Genomic DNA, 16,969 nt, shown 5'->3' on the forward strand with positions numbered 1-16,969 from the left:
GTCGAAAGCCCCGTCGGGTGCTCTATCATGGCCCGGGCCGGACTGCGCGACGTCAGTCCCCCTGCACCGAGGTTGCCCATGATCGATCACCTGGACCATCTGGTACTCACCACCTGCGACGTGCAGGCCTGCACCGATTTCTACACCCGCGTGCTGGGCATGCAGCTCGAAACCTTCGGCGCCGGCCGCCTGGCGCTGTGCTATGGCAACCAGAAGATCAACCTCCACGTCCGCGGCAAGGAGTTCGAACCCAAGGCCCACCTGCCCGTCCCGGGTGCGCTCGACCTGTGCTTCATCGCCAGCGTCGGCCTGGACCAGGTGATCGCCCATCTGCAGCAGGCGCAATGGCCGATCATCGAAGGCCCGGTACAACGCACCGGCGCGACAGGGCCGATCCTTTCCGTGTACGTGCGCGACCCGGACCTCAACCTGATCGAGATCTCTCAGCCGCTCTGAAGTGCACCCCAAGGTTTTCGTCGCCGGCCTGGGCAGGTATCCTTTGCCGCTCAAGTGCAAGCCTTCCAGGACGATGACCATGACCCGGCCCCTGCTGTTACTGAGTGCGGCCCTGCTCTTCAGCCCGGCGCTGCTGGCGCAACAGATCCAGCGCCAACTGGGCGATTTCGACTTCAAGCTCGGCACCACCCCTTCGCGCACCATGGCCCAGGGGCTGATCTCGCCGAGCGCGCTCGGCGCCTTCCACGGCGGCCTCGACCTCAGCCACCCCAGCGGCTGGTACATCGGCCAGTACGCGCCGAGCATGGGTGTGACACCCGACTCCACCCTGCGCCTGGACAACTACCTGGGCTACAAGCACCACTTCGACAGCACCCTGGGTTACGAGGTGGGTCTGATCCACTACAGCCAGCCGAACATTGCCAACGCCGACAGCTACGCCTTGTACGGCGGCATCTCGGTGCTCGGCAGCCGCTTTGGCGGGGCGCTGCGCGACAACCCCGACAACCGCACCGGCACGCTGTTCGCCGACCTCGGCCAACTGCCGCTGTTCAACGTCGACCTCACCGTCAAGGTGGCCCACCACCGCTTGGGCACGCCGTTCACCATTGGCGACGGCAGCCAGGTGAGCGGGTTTTCCGACTGGTCGCTGGAGCTTTCGCGGCCGTGGCTAGGGCTCGACCTCAACCTGATCTACAGCAGTTCCGACCTCGACGGCGGCGGTTGCGAGGCCTACGCGGGCATGAACACTTATTGCGAGAGCGTGGTCACGCTCAAGGCGCAGCGCAATTTCTTCTAGCACCTGAAGGCCACTTCAGGCCTGCTCTGGGCTTTCCGGCATCAAAGTCGCGATCAACGCCCGCACGGTGCCTGGCAACGCCTCCAGCTCGCGCACCAGGATGCTGCGTTCGCGTACCGCCCATGGCTCATCCAGGTTGATGGTGACCAGGTTCATGGTCTGGCTGTGCCGCAGCGCCGCCGACTCGGGAATGATGCCGATCCCCACCCCCGCCTCCACCAACCGGCAGATTGCCTCGAAGCTCGACAGCTGGATGCGCAGCGACAGGTTCAAGCCCATGCGCTCCACGTGGTCGCGCAGGAAGCTCAGCAAGGTGCTGCCGTCGTGCAGGCCGATGTGCTGGAAATCCAGGGTCTGCTTGAAGGAAACCTGCTGACGTGACGCCAGCTCATGGCCCGCCGGCACGATCAGCACCAGGCGGTCGGTGCTGAAATGCATCACTTGCAGGCCGCTGGCCTCGACGGGGCCGGCGATGATGCCCATGTCGCTGCTACCGTCGAGCACGCCGCGCACGATATCCCGCGACAGGCGTTCCTGCAGGTCGACCGTCACCCCCGGGCGCCTGGCGAGAAAGCCCGCCAGCACTTCGGGCAAGAACTCGGTCACGGCCGTGGTGTTGGCGAAGATGCGGATGTGGCCTGCCGAATCGGTGCCGAACTGGGTGAACTCGGCTTTCAGGTAATCGACCTGGCGCATGATCAGGCGAGCATGCATCAGCAGCTTGTGCCCCGCCGGGGTCAGCTCCACGCCACGGCTGTCGCGGTACAACAGGCGAGTATCGAGCTGCGCCTCCAGCGCCTTGATCCGCGCGCTGGCCGCGGCCGGCGAGAGGAATGCCCGGCGCGCGCCCTGGGTCAGGCTCGGCGATTCGCCGATGTGGATGAAAAGCCGCAGGTCAGCCAAATCGAAATGCATGTGAGGCTCCGGTTGTGGCCCATGGCCCCATCGCCGGCAAGCCGGCTCCCACAGAGCACGCACACCGCGTTCCCTGTGGGAGCCGGCTTGCCGGCGATGAGGCCGGTACAGGCATAAACATGGCGTTCAGCATACATGAACGCTGCCTTACACAAATGCAAATTCACAGAATGCCGGGCGCCTCGCATGATCGCTCCATAACAACAAATGCAGAGGCCCACGGTTATGACTGCTTCCCCCCCGCCCATCGACTACAGCGCCTGGATCGGCCGCACTGAAGAGGCCGTCGATGAGCTCAGCCGCAACCTGATCAAGCGCATCGCCGCCACCTTCGGTGAAACCGCTCCCGCCGTCGGTCAACCGCTGCCACCGCTGTGGATGTGGTGCTTCTTCCAGGAGCCGGTGGCCGAAGCGCAGCTGGGCGGTGACGGCCACCCGGCCCGAGGCGGCTTCCTGCCCCCGGCCGACAACCGCAACCGCATGTGGGCCGGCGGGCGGGTCGAATTCATCGCCCCGCTCAAGGTCGGCGCCGAAGCCCATCGCCTGTCCACCATCGTGCACATCGAGGAAAAACACGGCCGCACCGGCGCACTGCTGTTCGTCACGGTGCGCCACGACTACTCGCAACACGGCCAGCTCTGCGTGCGCGAAGAACAGGACATCGTCTACCGCGAACCCAATCCGCCCAAGCTCACCAGCGCCGCTGCCGACGCGCAGGCGCACTGGTGTGAAGCCATCTTGCCCACCCCGACTTTGCTGTTCCGCTACTCCGCCGTGACCTTCAACGGCCACCGCATCCACTACGACCACCCCTATGTCACCCAGACCGAAGGCTACCCCGGCCTGGTGGTGCACGGCCCGATGATCGCCACTTTCAACCTGCGTGCGTTCATCCGCGCCAACCCTGGCAAGCAGGTGCGCCACTTCGCCTACCGCGGCGTGCGCCCGCTGACCTTGCCCACCCCCTTCGATGTGGCCGGGCGCATCTGCGCGCCGGGCCAGGCCCGGTTGTGGGCCGGCAATGCCGACGGCGTGGCACAAAGCGCCGAAGTGCTTTTCGACTGATACCAGACAGGGAACACCCGCATGCATACGTACGACAGCGATGACCTCACTGCCATCCGCGAAGGCGTGCGCGCCTTGTGCGCCGAATTCGACGCCAGCTACTGGCGCAAGATCGACGAAGAAAAGGGCTTCCCCGAAGCTTTCGTCAAAGCCATGACCGACGCCGGCTGGCTGTCGGCGATGATCCCCGAGGCATACGGCGGCTCAGGCCTGGGCCTGGCCGAGGCGTCGGTGATCCTTGAAGAAGTGAATGCCTGCGGCGGTAACTCCGGCACCGTGCACGGGCAGATGTACAACATGTTCACCCTGCTGCGTCATGGCAGCGAGGAACAGAAGCGCCATTACCTGCCTAAGCTTGCCAGCGGCGAGCTGCGCCTGCAGTCGATGGGCGTGACCGAACCCACCACCGGCACCGACACCACCAAGATCAAGACCACCGCCGTGCGCCAGGGCGACAAGTACGTGATCAACGGCCAGAAGGTATGGATCTCGCGCATCCAGCACTCCGACCTGATGATCCTGCTGGCCCGTACCACGCCGCTGGCCGAGGTGAAGAAGAAATCCGAAGGCATGTCGATCTTCCTGGTCGACCTGCGCCAGGCCATCGGTAACGGCCTCACCGTGCAGCCGATCGCCAACATGGTCAACCACGAGACCAACGAGCTGTTCTTCGACAACCTGGAAATTCCGGCCAGCAGCCTGATCGGCGAAGAGGGCAAAGGCTTTCGCTACATCCTCGACGGCCTCAACGCCGAGCGCACATTGATCGCCGCCGAGTGCATCGGTGACGGCCGCTGGTTCATCGAAAAATCCGCCCAGTACGCCCGTGACCGTGTGGTGTTCGGCCGCCCGATCGGCCAGAACCAGGGCGTGCAGTTCCCCATTGCCGAAGCGCACATCGAAATCGAGGCGGCCGACCTGATGCGCTGGCGCGCCTGCGCCGAGTACGACAGCGGGCAGAACGCCGGGGCCAGCGCCAACATGGCCAAGTACCTGGCCGCCAAGGCCTCCTGGGAAGCGGCCAACGCCTGCCTGCAGACCCACGGCGGCTTCGGCTTTGCCTGCGAATACGACGTCGAGCGCAAGTTCCGCGAAACGCGCCTGTACCAGGTGGCGCCGATCTCCACCAACCTGATCCTGTCCTACGTGGCCGAGCACCTGCTCGAACTGCCGCGCAGCTTCTGAGGGCTAGAGCATGCAGCATACCCAAGCCCTGGCGGGCTTTCTCGCCGACCTGCGCTACAACCAGATTCCCGGCCACGTGCTGAGCCGCACCGAAGACTTGTTCCTCGACTGGCTGGGCTCGGCCCTGGCCAGCCAGGGCGCGCACCCGATCCCGCTGTTCGAGCGCTATGCCCAACGCATGGGCCCGGCGCAAGGCAGCGCGCGGGTGCTGACCAGCGGCCGCACCTCTTCGCCCTACTTCGCCGCCCTGGTCAACGGCGCCGCCTCGCACTTGGTGGAACAGGACGACCTGCACAACAGCTCGGTGCTGCACCCTGCCACAGTGGTGTTCTCCGCCGTGCTGGCGGCTGCCCAGGATCTCGGCAAATCCGGCCAGGACTTGCTGCTGGCTGCTGTCGCCGGCTACGAGGCAGGCATCCGTATCGGTGAGTTCCTTGGCCGCTCGCACTACCGCATCTTCCACACCACCGCTACCGTCGGCACCCTGGCGGCGGCCGTGGGCGTGGGCAAGCTGCTGGACTTCAACCAGGAGCAGTTCATCAACCTGCTGGGCAGCGCCGGCACCCAGGCAGCCGGCCTGTGGGAGTTTCTACGCGACGCCGCCGACTCCAAGCAGCTGCACACGGCCAAGGCCGCCGCCGATGGCCTGCTGGCCGCCTACCTGACCGCCGATGGCCTGACCGGTGCGCGCAATATTCTCGAAGGCGAACAGGGCCTGGCTGCCGGCATGTCCAGCGACGCCGACCCGGCGCGCCTGAGTGACCGCCTGGGCAGCCGCTGGGCCCTGGTTGAAACCTCGTTCAAGTTCCACGCCTCGTGCCGCCACACCCACCCCGCCGCCGATGCGCTGTTGCAGTTGATGACGCGTGAAGGCCTGGAGCATGGGCAGATCGCCAAGGTGGTCACCCGTGTGCACCAGGGCGCGATCGACGTGCTGGGCCGGGTCACCACGCCCACCACCGTGCACCAGGCCAAATTCTCCATGGGCACCGTACTCGGGCTGATCGCCGTGCATGGCAGTGCGCAGTTGCTGGAATTTCGCGACTTGGCCTTGAACGATCCGAACGTGGCGGCATTTCGCGACAAGGTGCAGATGCAGTTGGACCCTGAAGTGGATGCGGCCTACCCGGCCCGCTGGCTGGGCCGGGTCGAGGTCACCTGCAGCGATGGCCGTAGGTTCGAGGCGGCCATCGACGAACCCAAGGGCGACCCCGGCAACACCCTGTCGCGCCCGGAGCTGGAAGCCAAGTTCCAGCGCCTGCTGGCGTATTCCGGCGCACGCAGCCCGGCCGAAGGCCAGGCATTGATTGAGCGCGTGTGGCAATTGCGCGATGCCCGCTCCCTGGCCGACCTGCACTGAGGTGACCCCATGACCCAAGCCCCACCCCGCCCACTGGACGGCATCACCGTCATCAGCCTGGAACACGCCATTGCAGCGCCGTTCTGCACCCGCCAGCTGGCCGACCTCGGCGCCCGCGTGATCAAGGTCGAACGCCCCGGCAGCGGCGACTTCGCCCGCGGCTACGACCAGCGTGTCGACGGCCTGGCCTCGCATTTCGTGTGGACCAACCGCTCCAAGGAAAGCCTCACCCTCGACCTCAAGCAGGACGCCGCCGGCGGCATCCTCGATGCCCTGCTGGCCAAAGCCGACGTGCTGGTGCAAAACCTCGCACCGGGTGCTGCGGCGCGCATGGGGCTGTCGTTCGAAACCCTGCATGCGCGCTTCCCGCGGCTGATCGTGTGCGACATCTCCGGGTATGGCGAAGGCGGCCCGTATGAAAAGAAAAAGGCCTACGACCTGCTGATCCAGAGCGAGGGTGGCTTCCTGTCGGTGACCGGCGGCCCTGGCGACGACGAGATGGCCAAGGCCGGCTGCTCGATCGCCGACATCGCAGCCGGCATGTACGCTTACACCGGTGTGCTGTCGGCGTTGATGCTGCGCGACAAGACCGGCGTCGGCAGCCGCATCGATGTGTCGATGCTGGAAAGCCTGGTGGAGTGGATGGGCTACCCCATGTACTACGCCTACGACGGCGCGCCGCCGCCGCCACGTGCCGGCGCTTCGCACTCGACCATCTACCCCTATGGGCCGTTCCCCACCGGGGGTGGCGGCACGATCATGCTCGGCCTGCAGAACGAGCGGGAGTGGGCGCTGTTTTGCGAGAAGGTGCTGCTCGACCCGTCCCTGGCCGGCGATGACCGCTTCAGCGCCAACTTCAAGCGCTCGGAAAACCGCGAGGTGCTGCGCCAGATCATCATCGACGGCTTCGCCAGCCTGTCGCTGGACGAGGTGGTCGCACGCCTGGAGCAAGCGCAGATCGCCAATGCCCGGGTCAACGACATGCACGGCGTGTGGCAGCACCCGCAGTTGCAGGCCCGTGACAGTTGGCGCGAAGTGGACAGCCCGGCCGGCAAGCTGCCGTCGCTGCTGCCACCAGGGCGCAATGCGGCCTTCACCCCGCGCATGGACGCCGTGCCGGCGCTGGGGCAGCACACTCAGGGCATCCTCTGCGAACTGGGGTTCAGCACCACCGAACAGGCCAGCCTGGCCGCCGGCGGTGTGGTATGAGCCAGGTGCGCTCTGCCCTGTTCGTGCCCGGCAGCCGGCCCGAACGCTTTGCCAAGGCCCTGGCGGCCGGAGCGGACGCGGTCATCGTCGACTTCGAAGATGCCGTGGAAGAACCGCTGAAAGTGCAGGCCCGCGAGCACCTGGCGGCGTTTCTGCAGGCCACGCCACAGGCTGCGGTGTGGGTGCGGGTCAATGCGCCCCAGCATGCCCAGCACAGCGCCGACCTTGCGTTCTGCGCGCAGCACGCCGGGGTGGTCGGGCTGTTGCTGCCAAAGGTCGAGAACGCAGCGCAGATCGCTGTCGCCCGGCATGGGGGCAAGCCGGTGTGGCCGATCATCGAAAGCGCCAAGGGGCTGCTGGCGCTGCAGCAGATCGCCCAGGCCGAAGGCGTCGAGCGCTTGTCGTTCGGCAGCCTGGACCTGGCGCTGGACCTTGACCTCAATACGGAAAGCGCGGCGGCCCGGCAGTTTCTCGACCAGGCGCGCATGGCCGTGCAACTGCATTCGCGCGGCGCCGACCTGCTACCTCCGCTGGATGGCGTGTTCCCGGCGATTGACGATGCACAGGGATTGCAGAGCGCGATGCGTCACGCCTATGACATGGGCTATGGCGGCGCGCTGTGCATTCACCCCCGGCAGGTGGCAGTGATCCATGCGGCGCTGGCGCCGAGTGCCGATGAGCTGGCGTGGGCGCGCAAGGTGATGGCGGCGAGCGAGGCGGCCAATGGGGCTGGGGCATTCCAGCTGGAGGGGCAGATGGTGGATGCGCCGGTGGTGCTGCGGGCGCAGCGGTTGCTGGCTCGGGCGCTAGACTGAATTTGCCGGCCCTATCGCTGGCAAGCCAGCTCCCACAGGTATACCGCAGGCCTTGAAGACTGTGCAGTACATGTGGGAGCTGGCTTGCCAGCGATAGGGCCCGTCAGGGCAGAGCAGATGCCGGCATTCACCCCAACCGAACGCCGTCTTACAAAAATGCTAATTCTCCACACACAGGTTGTTGGTCCATCTTTACTCTCAATCCTCCTACAACAATAAATCAGAGGTGACATCGATGTTGAAGTTGACCCAGGCGCTGTTCTGCGCCGCCGCTGTGTCCATGGCGAGCCTGGCCCAGGCCGCCGACCCGATCATCATCAAGTTCGCCCACGTGGTGGCCGACAGCACGCCCAAGGGCCAGGGTGCGCTGATGTTCCAGAAGCTGGTGGCCGCCGACCCGCAGCTCAAGGACAAGGTCAAGGTCGAGGTCTACCCCAACTCGTCGCTGTTCGGTGACGGCAAGGAGATGGAAGCCCTGCTGCTGGGCGACGTGCAGATGCTGGCGCCGTCGCTGGCCAAGTTCGAGCACTACAACAAGCAGGTGCAGATCTTCGACCTGCCGTTCCTGTTCAACGACCTGGCTGCCGTCGACCGCTTCCAGCAAGGCCCGCAAGGCAAAGCGCTGCTGACCTCGATGGAAGACAAAGGCATCCACGGCCTGGCCTACTGGCACAACGGCCTCAAGCAACTCTCGGCCAACAAGAAGGTGATTCTGCCCAAGGACGCTCGTGGCCTTAAATTCCGCGTACAGGCCTCCAGCGTGCTCGAAGAGCAGTTCAAGGCCATCCGCGCCAACCCGCGCAAGATGAGCTTCGCCGAGGTCTACCAGGGCCTGCAGACCGGCACCGTCAACGGCACCGAGAACACGTGGTCGAACTACGAGAGCCAGAAGGTCAACGAGGTGCAGCCGTTCTTCACCGAGACCAACCATGGCCTGATCGACTACATGGTGATCACCAACGCCAAGTTCTGGAACAGCCTGCCCGAAGATGTACGCGGCGAATTGCAGGCGATCATGGACAAGGTCACCGTCGAGGTGAACAAGCAGGCCGAAGCCCTCAACCAGACCTCCCGGCAGAAGATCATCGACGCCAAGACCAGCGAGATCGACCCGCTCACCGCCGAACAGCGCGAGCAATGGCGTGAAGCCATGCGCCCGGTGTGGGAGAAGTTCTCCGACCAGATCGGCGCCGAGCTGATCAAGGCTGCCGACGCCTCCAACAAGGCGTCCTGACCCCCGCGCCCTGCCCTGGCCACCCCGCTGCGGGGTGGCCTGACCTCTCTCTGCTTGGAGACTTCCTATGCAATCGCTCAGGCGTGTCTGGGAGCATTTCGAGGAAGGCATGATCGCCTTTCTCCTGGCCGCCATGACCCTGGTGACCTTCCTCTACGTGGCGCTGAACAACCTCTACACCCTCTTCTACAACCTCAGCGACCACTGGGCGTTCGCCAGTGACGTGTTGCTGAGCATCGGCGACCATCTGATGGGCTACGCCCAGGACATGACCTGGAGCATCGCCCTGACCAAGGCCCTGTTCGGCTGGCTGATCTTCTTCGGCATCGCCTACGGCGTGCGCACGGCCGGCCACCTGGGCGTCGACGTGCTGGTGCGGCGCACCCGCAAGCCGGTGCAACGGGTGCTGGCGATGATCGCCTGCGCCTGCTGCCTGGCCTATGCCGGGCTGTTCCTGGTGGCGAGCATCAAGTGGGTGAGCGCGGTGCTGGTGGCCGGCATCGGTGCCGAAGACCTCGACCGCTACGGCATCAAGGTCGGCCATATCGCGCTGATCGTGCCGTTCGGGTTCGCCCTGGTGATGGTCCGTTACCTGGAGATCTTCTACCGCCTGTACACCCATCGCCAATACGGCCTGGGCCTGGCCGACGAGGCCGCGGAAGCCAGCAAGCTGGCCAACCCGGGTGAGGAGCACCACTGATGACGGTTATCTGCCTGTTCCTGCTGCTGTTCGTGTTCATGTTCCTCGGCGTGCCGATCGCGATTTCGCTGGGCTTGTCGGGGGCACTGTCGATCCTGATGTTCAGCCAGGACTCGCTGAGTTCGTTGGCGATCAAGCTGTTCGAAACCTCCGATAGCTACACCTTCCTGGCCATCCCGTTCTTCCTGTTGTCCGGCGCGTTCATGACCACCGGTGGCGTGGCCCAGCGCCTGATCGACTTCGCCAACGCCTGCGTCGGCCATATCCGTGGCGGCCTGGCGATTGCCGCGGTGCTGGCGTGCATGCTGTTCGCGGCGCTGTCGGGCTCGTCTCCGGCCACGGTGGCGGCGGTCGGCTCGATCGCGGTGGCGGGCATGGTGCGTTCCGGTTACCCGCGCGAGTTCGGCGCCGGCATCATCTGCAACGCTGGTACCCTGGGCATCCTCATTCCGCCGTCGATCGTCATGGTGGTGTACTCGGCCGCCACCGAGACCTCGGTGGGCAAGCTGTTCATGGCCGGCGTGGTGCCGGGTATCCTGCTGGGCGTGGCGCTGATGCTGACGATCTACATCGTCGCCCGGATCAAGAAGCTGCCGGCGCAGCCACGCGCCAGTTTCGCCCAGTGGCTGAACACGGCCCGGCGTGCATTCTGGGGGCTGTTGCTGCTGGTGATCATCCTCGGCGGTATCTACAGCGGCATGTTCACCCCCACCGAAGCAGCGGCCGTGGCGGCGGTGTACTCGGCCTTCATCGCGCTGTTCGTGTACAAAGACATGCGCCTTCGCGACTGCCCGAAAGTGCTGCTGGAGTCTGGCCGGCTGACCATCATGCTGCTGTTCATCATCGCCAATGCCATGCTCTTCGCCCACGTGCTGACCACCGAGCAGATCCCCCAGCAGATCACCCAGTGGGTGCTGTCCGAAGGGCTGACGCCGATCGGTTTCCTGATCATGGTCAACGTGGTGCTGCTGGTGGCCGGCAGCTTCATGGAGCCGTCGGCGATCATCCTGATCCTCGCGCCGATCTTTTTCCCAATCGCGATGAAGCTGGGCATCGACCCGATCCACCTGGGCATCGTGATGGTGGTGAACATGGAGATCGGCCTTGTGCATCCGCCGGTGGGGCTGAACCTGTTCGTGACCTCGGCGGTGACCGGGCTGACCCTGGGGCAGACCATCCGCGCGGCGCTGCCGTGGTTGTCGATCCTGCTGCTGTTCCTGGTGCTGGTGACCTATGTGCCGTTCATTTCGCTGGCGTTGCCGGAGTGGTTGGGGATGCCTTGAGGGCTGTGGTGGCCCCATCGCCGGCAAGCCGGTTCCCACAAGAACCCCACAGTTTTCAAGGCCTGTGGCGCCCCTGTGGGAGCCGGCTTGCCGGCGATAGGGCCAGTGCAGGCACTACAATTCCCCGCCCGCCAGCAACTCGGTCATCACCTCGGCCAACGCCTTGACCATCACATCCGCCGTCGGCCGATGGACGATGACGATTTCGTAGCTGTCCACCTCCGGCAGCCCCTGCTGCCCGCCCAGCACTCGATGCTCAGCGGTGGCCGCCCGCGGCGGCAGCAGGCTGATGCCCATGCCATCCGCCACCGCTGCCTGGATCCCGCTGAGGCTGGAACTGGTGAAACTGATGCGCCAGCGCCGGCCCATGCCCTCGATGGCACTGATCATGTCTTCGCGGTACAGCCCACGCGGCGGAAAGGTCACCAACGGGATCGGGTCGAGCTCGAACGACGGAACCCGCGCACTGTCGATCCACTGCAGCCGCTCGGGCCAGCACGCCACGCCTTCGCGGGTGTTGCGCCGCTGCTTGAGCAGCACCAGGTCGAGCTCGCCGTTGTCGTAGGCCTGGCTGAGGTCGCGGCACAGGCCGCTGGTGACTTCCAGCTTCACCTGCGGGTGCAGGCGGCTGAAGGCCGACAAGGCATTGGTGGTGCGCCCGCCGACAAAATCCTCGGGCACACCCAGGCGCACGGTGACACCGACCATGGCCCCGGCCAGGGCTTCGAGCATCTGGTCGTTGAGCGCCAGCATGTGCCGGGCGTAGCCGAGCAAGGTCTGCCCGGCGTCGGTGGGCAGCACGTCGCGGTTGCCACGCACCAGCAGGCGATGGCCCACCATGTCTTCCAGGCGACGCACCTTCTGGCTGATGGTCGACTGGGTCGAATGCAGGCGCGCCGCAGCGGTGGTGAAGCTGCCGCAATCGGCCACCACGACGATGGCGCGCAGCAGGTCGAGGTCGAACAGGGCTCTATTCGATTTCAAGCTGATGGTCATCTTGGTATTCAACTTCTGAATGACAAGACTGACTTCTACCACGCCTAGTCACCCAGCGCCACGCCCTCGCGACGTGGGTCGGCGCCGCCCGACCAGCCGCTGGCGGTGCGCTGGATGATCTGCATGCCGCTGGTCATGGTCAGCGGCGTGACCTCATGGCCCCAGGCCGCCAGTTGCCGGATCAGCGCAGGGCTGGCCTGCTCCGCCTCCACTTCGGTGGCGCCATTGCGGCTGCCGAAATTGGGCAGGTTGGCGGCCTGCTGCGGGTTGAGCTTCCAGTCCAGCAGGCCGACCAGGGCCTTGTTCACGTAGCCGATGATCTGCGAGCCGCCGGGCGAACCCAGGCTGGCCACCAACTCGCCAGAGTCGCGGGCGAACACCAGGGTCGGCGCCATTGCCGATAAAGGACGCTTGCCGGGCTCGACGCGGTTGGCCACAGGCCTGCCGTTTTCCTGAGCGATGAAGGAAAAGTCGGTGAGCTGGTTGTTCAGCAAGAAGCCCTTGACCATCAGGTGAGCACCGAAGGCCGCCTCCACTGACGTGGTCATCGCCAGGGCCTGGCCGCTGTCGTCCACGGCGGACAGGTGCGAGGTGGAAATGCGCAGCGGCGAGCGGTCCGGGGCCAGTGCCAGGCTGGCGCCTTGCGGCGTCCCCGGGCGGGCGCGCTTCATGCTGTGCTCGCCGATCAGGGTGGCGCGCTTGGCCAGGTAGGCAGGGTCTATCAGCGCCTCCACCGGCACCGGCACATAGTCGCTGTCGGCCAGGTACTGGGCACGGTCGGCAAAGGCCAGGCGTTCGGCCTCGGCCACCAGGTGCACCGCCAGCGGCGTGGGCTCCAGCCCGGCCGCGGAAGCAACCTCACGCGGCGGCTGCTTGGCCAGGTCGTGTTGGGCTGAGCCGCGTTGCAAGGCTTCGAGGATGCCCAAGGTCTGCAGCACACCGATGCCACCGGAGGAAGGCGGCGGCATGCCGCAGATCTGCCACGCCTTGTACGGGCCGCACACGGGCGTGCGCGCCTTGGCCTGGTACTGACGCAAGTCTTCCAGCGACAACTGCCCGGCGTTGGCATGGCCGCGCACCTGGGCCACCATCGCCTGTGCGATCTCACCGCTGTAGAAGGCATCGACGCCCTGCTCCGCCAGTTGCTCGAAGGTGTTCGCAAGCTCGGGGTTGCGCAACACGGTGCCTACCGCCAGCGGCTTGCCGTGGTCATCCAGGAAATACCGGGCCATGGCGGGTGAGCTTGCGATGAAAGGGTCTTCGCTCACCAGGGCATGCAAGCGCTCGGAAACCGGAAAGCCTTCGCGTGCCAGGGCGATGGCCGGTTCGAACAGTTCACGCCACGGCAGCTTGCCATGTTGCTCGTGAGCCATTTGCAACGCTCGCAGCACGCCGGGCACGCCCACCGAGCGACCGCCGATCTGCGCTGCCCGGAACGGCATCGGTGTACCGTCGGGCTGCAGGAACAGCGTTTGCGTGACTCCTGCCGGCGCCGTTTCGCGGCCATCGTAGGCCTGCACCTGCTTGCCATCCCAGTACAGGATGAACCCGCCTCCGCCAATGCCACTGGACTGCGGCTCGACCAGGGTAAGCACCATTTGCATGGCGATCGCCGCATCGATGGCGCTGCCGCCGGCCCGCAACATCGCCCGCCCCGCCTCGCTGGCCAGCGGGTTGGCGGCCGCCGCCATGTGCTGGCTGGCACGCACCGGTTGCAGGCCGCTGCGGTAGCCGGACTGTGCTTCCGGCGGCGCGGGCAGCGCTTGGTCGGCCCGTGCGCAACTGCTGACAGCGATCAGGCACAGGGCGGCGATCACTGGCGTCGGAAATTTCATGGTAAGGCATCCTGCTTAAGCTATTCAGCTCGGCACTGTGGGTCATGCACATTCTTAACTTCAACCCCTGCCGTCCATTTTCTAGGATTGAGACAGCCATTCAGGAGCCTGCGAAATGCGCTTTTCCCCTGCCGCCCTTCTCTTCGTGCTGCTCAGCAGCCTTGCCCATGCCGAGACCACTGCCATGCACAACGCCGCCGCGCACAACGACACCGCCACCCTGCAACGCCTGCTCAAGCAAGGTGCCGATATCGACGAGCGCGACGACCAGGGCCGTACCGCGCTGCTGGTCGCTACCCATGCCAACCAGGTGGCGGCGGCCAAAGCGCTGATCGAGGCCGGCGCCGATGTGAACGCCAAGGACAACATCGACGACAGCCCTTACTTGTATGCCGGTGCACGGGGCCTTAACGACATCCTGCGCCTGACCCTCGCCCATGGCGCCGACCTCAAGAGCACCAACCGCTATGGCGGCACGGCGCTGATCCCTGCTGCCGAACGCGGGCATGTGGAAACCGTGCAGTTGCTGATCGATGCCGGGGTGGACGTCAACCACCTGAACCGCCTGCACTGGACCGCGCTGCTCGAGGCCGTGATCCTGGGTGATGGCGGGCCGCGGCATGTGGAGATCGTGCGACGGCTGCTGGCCGCCGGGGCGGATCGGCAGATTGCCGACAAGGAGGGCGTGACCGCGCTGGAGCATGCGCGCCAGCGTGGGTATCGGGAGATGGAGGCATTGCTGGCTCGATAGAAGGCCCAAGACCCGACACTGCACTGCACTGCACTTTGTGGGAGCCGGCTTGCCGGCGATAGGGCCCGAGCAGACAACCCAAGGCATCAGTGCCTGCCTGCGCCGGCCAATCGCCGGCAAGCCGGCTCCCACAGGTGATCGTGCGCGAGCTTTAGCTCAGGCCACTTCCTCGAACGGCAACCCCACGTAGTTCTCGGCAATGTTCACCAACCCCGCCTGCGACGACAGGAAGTACTCTCGGTCAGCCTCCTGCATCTTCTGGTCCCAGGCATCCTTGTGCTCGCCGAAGTCATGCAGCAACTGGGTCATGAACCAGCTGAAACGCTCGCCCTTCCACACCCGGCGCAGCGCCAGTGGCGAGTACTGCTGCAACAGGTCGGTACGCCCTTCGCGATACACCTTGACCAGGATCCGGTACAGATAATTCACATCCGACGCCGCCAGGTTGAGGCCCTTGGCACCGGTGGGCGGCACGATGTGCGCGGCGTCGCCGACCAGGAACAGGTGGCCGTACTGCATGGGCTCGACCACCAGGCTGCGCAGCGGCGCGATGCTCTTTTCCAGGGCCGGGCCAGTGATCAGCCGCGCGGCGACATCTTCTGGCAGGCGGGCCTTGAGCTCGTTCCAGAAGCGCTGATCGGACCAGTCCTCGACACGCTCCTGCAATGGCACTTGCAGGTAGTAGCGGCTGCGCGTCAGCGAGCGCTGGCTGCACAGCACGAAGCCCCGTTCATGGTGGGCGTAGATCAGTTCATGGTTGACCGGCGGGGTATCGCAGAGCATGCCCAGCCAGCCGAACGGGTACACCCGCTCGTAGTGCTTGAGCACACCCTCGGGGATGCTTTGCCGGGACACACCGTGAAAGCCGTCGCAACCGGCGATGTAGTCGCAGTCCAGGCGCTGCTGCTGGCCGTCGTGGTCGAAGGTCACGTAGGGCTGCTCGCCCATGAGCTGGTGGAGCTGGACATTGCTGGCCGAATAGAAAATGGGCGCGCCGCTGGCTTCACGGGCCTCCATCAGGTCCCGGGTGACTTCGGTCTGGCCATAGACCATCACCGTCTTGCCGCCGGTCAGGCCCTTGAGGTCCAGGCGTTGGCGACGACCGCCCACCAGCAGTTCGACGCCGTCATGCACCAGCCCTTCACGGTCCATGCGCTCGGCGACGCCAGCTTCGCGCAGCAGGTCGACGGTGCCCTGTTCGAGTACGCCGGCGCGGATGCGGCCCAGCACGTAGTCAGGGGCCTGGCGTTCGAGGATTACGTTGTCGATGCCAGCCTTGTGCAGCAACTGGCCCAGCAGCAGGCCAGACGGGCCCGCGCCGATGATTGCAACCTGAGTCTTCATTGTTGTTGTCTCTTATTGTTGGAGTCTGCACTTGCATTTTTACGGGCTAGAGCAGCCAAATAGGTGTGTTATTCCATGAGAAACCTGCACTTTTACAAAAATCGTTCGATTACCGCACAGGCTTGCGCACATGCAGTCCACCCTCTCCGGCATCCCGTTGTTCCAGCTTTATGGCGAAAATCAGGCATGGCCTGGCACCGACCTGCTGCATTGCGAGTCGATCCCGGCGCGCAGCCGCCTGCACCACTGGGAGATCAAGCCACACCAGCACGCCGAACTGTTCCAGCTGCTGTACGTGCAACGTGGCCAGGCCGAGGTGGAGATCGAGGGTGTGCGCAGCGCCATCGGTGAGGCGGCGATCCAGGTGGTGCCACCGCTAACGGTGCATGGGTTTCGCTTCAGCGCCGATATTCAGGGGCATGTCCTGACCTTCGGCACGGCGCTGGTGGCTGCCCTGGAGCAACGCCTGGGGGCGCCGCTGGGGGTCTTGGCCAAGGCGGCATGCTACCCGTTGGGCAAGGACCGTCTACGCCTGCGCAGCCTGGTCGATACCCTGCAGCAGGAATACCAGGGCAATGCGCCGGGGCGAGCGGCGCTGCTCGAAGCCCTGGTGACTGCGCTGATGGTGTGGATCAGCCGTTGCCAGCAACGGGGCCAGGCGCCGCGCAACCGCGATGAACGCGACCGGCAGTTGCTGGGGCAGTACCTGCGCCTGGTCGAGGCGCATTACCGCGAGCACTTGTCGGTGGAAGATTTTGCAGCACGCCTGAAGATTCCGAGCCTGCAGCTCAACCAGCTGTGTCGGGCACTGTGCGGGCAGAGCGCGTTGCAGGTGGTGCATCAGCGGCTGCTGCTGGAGGCGCAGCGCAACCTGGCCTACACGCGCATGAGCATCGGGCAGTTGTCGGATAGCCTGGGCTTCAGCGATCCGACCTACTTTGCGCGGTTCTTCAAGCGTTTGAGCGGGCAGACGGCCAAGGGCTACCGGCGCTCGGTGCAGCCTGGCTGATGGGCCGGCGCCG

The 16,969-nt window shown here is 65.4% G+C and carries 16 protein-coding genes; 12 read left to right on the forward strand and 4 right to left on the reverse strand.

Going from position 1 to position 16,969, the window contains the following annotated elements; translation table 11 throughout:
- Nucleotides 1-78 precede the first annotated feature (78 nt).
- Both KU43P_RS15325 and KU43P_RS15330 read left to right on the forward strand, forming a co-directional pair.
- Entirely contained in the window at nt 79-456 is a 378-nt protein-coding gene (locus KU43P_RS15325; protein ID WP_317658214.1) for a VOC family protein, read from the forward strand.
- A 79-nt stretch (nt 457-535) separates the two neighbouring features.
- Nucleotides 536-1,255 (forward strand): TorF family putative porin, encoded by a 720-nt coding sequence (locus KU43P_RS15330; RefSeq protein WP_317658215.1) that lies wholly within the window; start codon nt 536-538, stop codon nt 1,253-1,255.
- Nucleotides 1,256-1,270: 15 nt separating this feature from the next.
- On the opposite strand, the gene KU43P_RS15335 is transcribed toward KU43P_RS15330, so the two are convergent.
- Entirely contained in the window at nt 1,271-2,170 is a 900-nt protein-coding gene (locus KU43P_RS15335; protein ID WP_317658216.1) for a LysR family transcriptional regulator, read from the reverse strand.
- A 225-nt stretch (nt 2,171-2,395) separates the two neighbouring features.
- Here KU43P_RS15335 and KU43P_RS15340 point away from each other — a divergent pair, with 225 nt between their 5' ends.
- From KU43P_RS15340 to dctM, 8 genes are all read left to right on the forward strand, one after another.
- Nucleotides 2,396-3,235, forward strand: coding sequence for a MaoC family dehydratase N-terminal domain-containing protein (locus KU43P_RS15340; protein WP_317658217.1), 840 nt, complete (start codon nt 2,396-2,398; stop codon nt 3,233-3,235).
- Nucleotides 3,236-3,256: 21 nt separating this feature from the next.
- The gene (locus KU43P_RS15345) at nt 3,257-4,420 is read left to right on the forward strand and encodes an acyl-CoA dehydrogenase family protein (RefSeq protein ID WP_317658218.1); all 1,164 of its coding nucleotides are present in this window, start codon (nt 3,257-3,259) and stop codon (nt 4,418-4,420) included.
- Between the two features lie 10 nt (nt 4,421-4,430).
- Nucleotides 4,431-5,780 carry an MmgE/PrpD family protein gene (locus tag KU43P_RS15350; protein ID WP_317658219.1) on the forward strand — a complete coding sequence of 450 codons (1,350 nt, stop codon included), beginning with the start codon at nt 4,431-4,433 and terminating at the stop codon, nt 5,778-5,780.
- A gap of 9 nt (nt 5,781-5,789) precedes the next feature.
- Entirely contained in the window at nt 5,790-6,989 is a 1,200-nt protein-coding gene (locus tag KU43P_RS15355; protein WP_317658220.1) for a CaiB/BaiF CoA transferase family protein, read from the forward strand.
- Nucleotides 6,986-7,804: an HpcH/HpaI aldolase/citrate lyase family protein gene (locus KU43P_RS15360; RefSeq protein WP_317658221.1), complete on the forward strand. Its 819-nt coding sequence runs from the start codon at nt 6,986-6,988 to the stop codon at nt 7,802-7,804. Before KU43P_RS15355 ends, KU43P_RS15360 begins: the two co-directional genes overlap by 4 nt.
- 235 nt (nt 7,805-8,039) lie before the next feature.
- Entirely contained in the window at nt 8,040-9,038 is a 999-nt protein-coding gene (locus tag KU43P_RS15365) for a TRAP transporter substrate-binding protein (RefSeq protein WP_317658222.1), read from the forward strand.
- A gap of 67 nt (nt 9,039-9,105) precedes the next feature.
- Nucleotides 9,106-9,738 carry a TRAP transporter small permease gene (locus KU43P_RS15370; RefSeq protein WP_317658223.1) on the forward strand — a complete coding sequence of 211 codons (633 nt, stop codon included), beginning with the start codon at nt 9,106-9,108 and terminating at the stop codon, nt 9,736-9,738.
- Nucleotides 9,738-11,021: a C4-dicarboxylate TRAP transporter large permease protein DctM gene (gene dctM, locus KU43P_RS15375; protein WP_317658224.1), complete on the forward strand. Its 1,284-nt coding sequence runs from the start codon at nt 9,738-9,740 to the stop codon at nt 11,019-11,021. The genes KU43P_RS15370 and dctM overlap by 1 nt, the downstream gene beginning before the upstream one ends.
- 114 nt (nt 11,022-11,135) lie before the next feature.
- Here dctM and KU43P_RS15380 read toward each other — a convergent pair whose 3' ends face one another.
- Both KU43P_RS15380 and ggt read right to left on the reverse strand, forming a co-directional pair.
- A complete protein-coding gene (locus KU43P_RS15380) occupies nt 11,136-12,017 on the reverse strand; it encodes a LysR substrate-binding domain-containing protein (RefSeq protein ID WP_317658225.1) in 882 nt (293 codons plus the stop codon).
- A 44-nt stretch (nt 12,018-12,061) separates the two neighbouring features.
- The gene (gene ggt / locus KU43P_RS15385) at nt 12,062-13,852 is read right to left on the reverse strand and encodes a gamma-glutamyltransferase (RefSeq protein ID WP_317658226.1); all 1,791 of its coding nucleotides are present in this window, start codon (nt 13,850-13,852) and stop codon (nt 12,062-12,064) included.
- 115 nt (nt 13,853-13,967) lie between these two features.
- On the opposite strand from ggt, the gene KU43P_RS15390 reads away from it, so the two are divergent.
- Complete coding sequence (locus KU43P_RS15390; protein ID WP_317658227.1) at nt 13,968-14,603, forward strand: ankyrin repeat domain-containing protein; 636 nt, start codon at nt 13,968-13,970, stop codon at nt 14,601-14,603.
- A gap of 156 nt (nt 14,604-14,759) precedes the next feature.
- Here KU43P_RS15390 and pobA read toward each other — a convergent pair whose 3' ends face one another.
- On the reverse strand, nt 14,760-15,947 hold the full coding sequence (gene pobA / locus KU43P_RS15395) for a 4-hydroxybenzoate 3-monooxygenase (RefSeq protein ID WP_317658228.1): 1,188 nt from the start codon (nt 15,945-15,947) through the stop codon (nt 14,760-14,762).
- Between the two features lie 130 nt (nt 15,948-16,077).
- On the opposite strand from pobA, the gene KU43P_RS15400 reads away from it, so the two are divergent.
- Complete coding sequence (locus KU43P_RS15400) at nt 16,078-16,956, forward strand: helix-turn-helix domain-containing protein (RefSeq protein WP_317658229.1); 879 nt, start codon at nt 16,078-16,080, stop codon at nt 16,954-16,956.
- The last annotated feature ends 13 nt before the right edge of the window (nt 16,957-16,969 follow it).

It is taken from the genome of Pseudomonas sp. KU43P, assembly GCF_033095865.1.
Classification (GTDB): Bacteria; Pseudomonadota; Gammaproteobacteria; order Pseudomonadales; family Pseudomonadaceae; genus Aquipseudomonas.

What these genes read in the sequence shown, in the direction of transcription:
- KU43P_RS15370 (WP_317658223.1), top strand. Translation starts at nt 9,106, where the DNA reads ATGCAATCGCTCAGGCGTGTCTGGGAGCATTTCGAGGAAGGCATGATC.
- KU43P_RS15340 (WP_317658217.1), top strand. Translation starts at nt 2,396, where the DNA reads ATGACTGCTTCCCCCCCGCCCATCGACTACAGCGCCTGGATCGGCCGC.
- KU43P_RS15345 (WP_317658218.1), top strand. Translation starts at nt 3,257, where the DNA reads ATGCATACGTACGACAGCGATGACCTCACTGCCATCCGCGAAGGCGTG.
- KU43P_RS15330 (WP_317658215.1), top strand. Translation starts at nt 536, where the DNA reads ATGACCCGGCCCCTGCTGTTACTGAGTGCGGCCCTGCTCTTCAGCCCG.
- KU43P_RS15325 (WP_317658214.1), top strand. Translation starts at nt 79, where the DNA reads ATGATCGATCACCTGGACCATCTGGTACTCACCACCTGCGACGTGCAG.
- KU43P_RS15380 (WP_317658225.1), bottom strand. Translation starts at nt 12,017, where the DNA reads ATGACCATCAGCTTGAAATCGAATAGAGCCCTGTTCGACCTCGACCTG.
- pobA (WP_317658228.1), bottom strand. Translation starts at nt 15,947, where the DNA reads ATGAAGACTCAGGTTGCAATCATCGGCGCGGGCCCGTCTGGCCTGCTG.
- KU43P_RS15365 (WP_317658222.1), top strand. Translation starts at nt 8,040, where the DNA reads ATGTTGAAGTTGACCCAGGCGCTGTTCTGCGCCGCCGCTGTGTCCATG.
- KU43P_RS15350 (WP_317658219.1), top strand. Translation starts at nt 4,431, where the DNA reads ATGCAGCATACCCAAGCCCTGGCGGGCTTTCTCGCCGACCTGCGCTAC.
- KU43P_RS15390 (WP_317658227.1), top strand. Translation starts at nt 13,968, where the DNA reads ATGCGCTTTTCCCCTGCCGCCCTTCTCTTCGTGCTGCTCAGCAGCCTT.
- KU43P_RS15335 (WP_317658216.1), bottom strand. Translation starts at nt 2,170, where the DNA reads ATGCATTTCGATTTGGCTGACCTGCGGCTTTTCATCCACATCGGCGAA.
- ggt (WP_317658226.1), bottom strand. Translation starts at nt 13,852, where the DNA reads ATGAAATTTCCGACGCCAGTGATCGCCGCCCTGTGCCTGATCGCTGTC.
- KU43P_RS15355 (WP_317658220.1), top strand. Translation starts at nt 5,790, where the DNA reads ATGACCCAAGCCCCACCCCGCCCACTGGACGGCATCACCGTCATCAGC.
- dctM (WP_317658224.1), top strand. Translation starts at nt 9,738, where the DNA reads ATGACGGTTATCTGCCTGTTCCTGCTGCTGTTCGTGTTCATGTTCCTC.
- KU43P_RS15400 (WP_317658229.1), top strand. Translation starts at nt 16,078, where the DNA reads ATGCAGTCCACCCTCTCCGGCATCCCGTTGTTCCAGCTTTATGGCGAA.
- KU43P_RS15360 (WP_317658221.1), top strand. Translation starts at nt 6,986, where the DNA reads ATGAGCCAGGTGCGCTCTGCCCTGTTCGTGCCCGGCAGCCGGCCCGAA.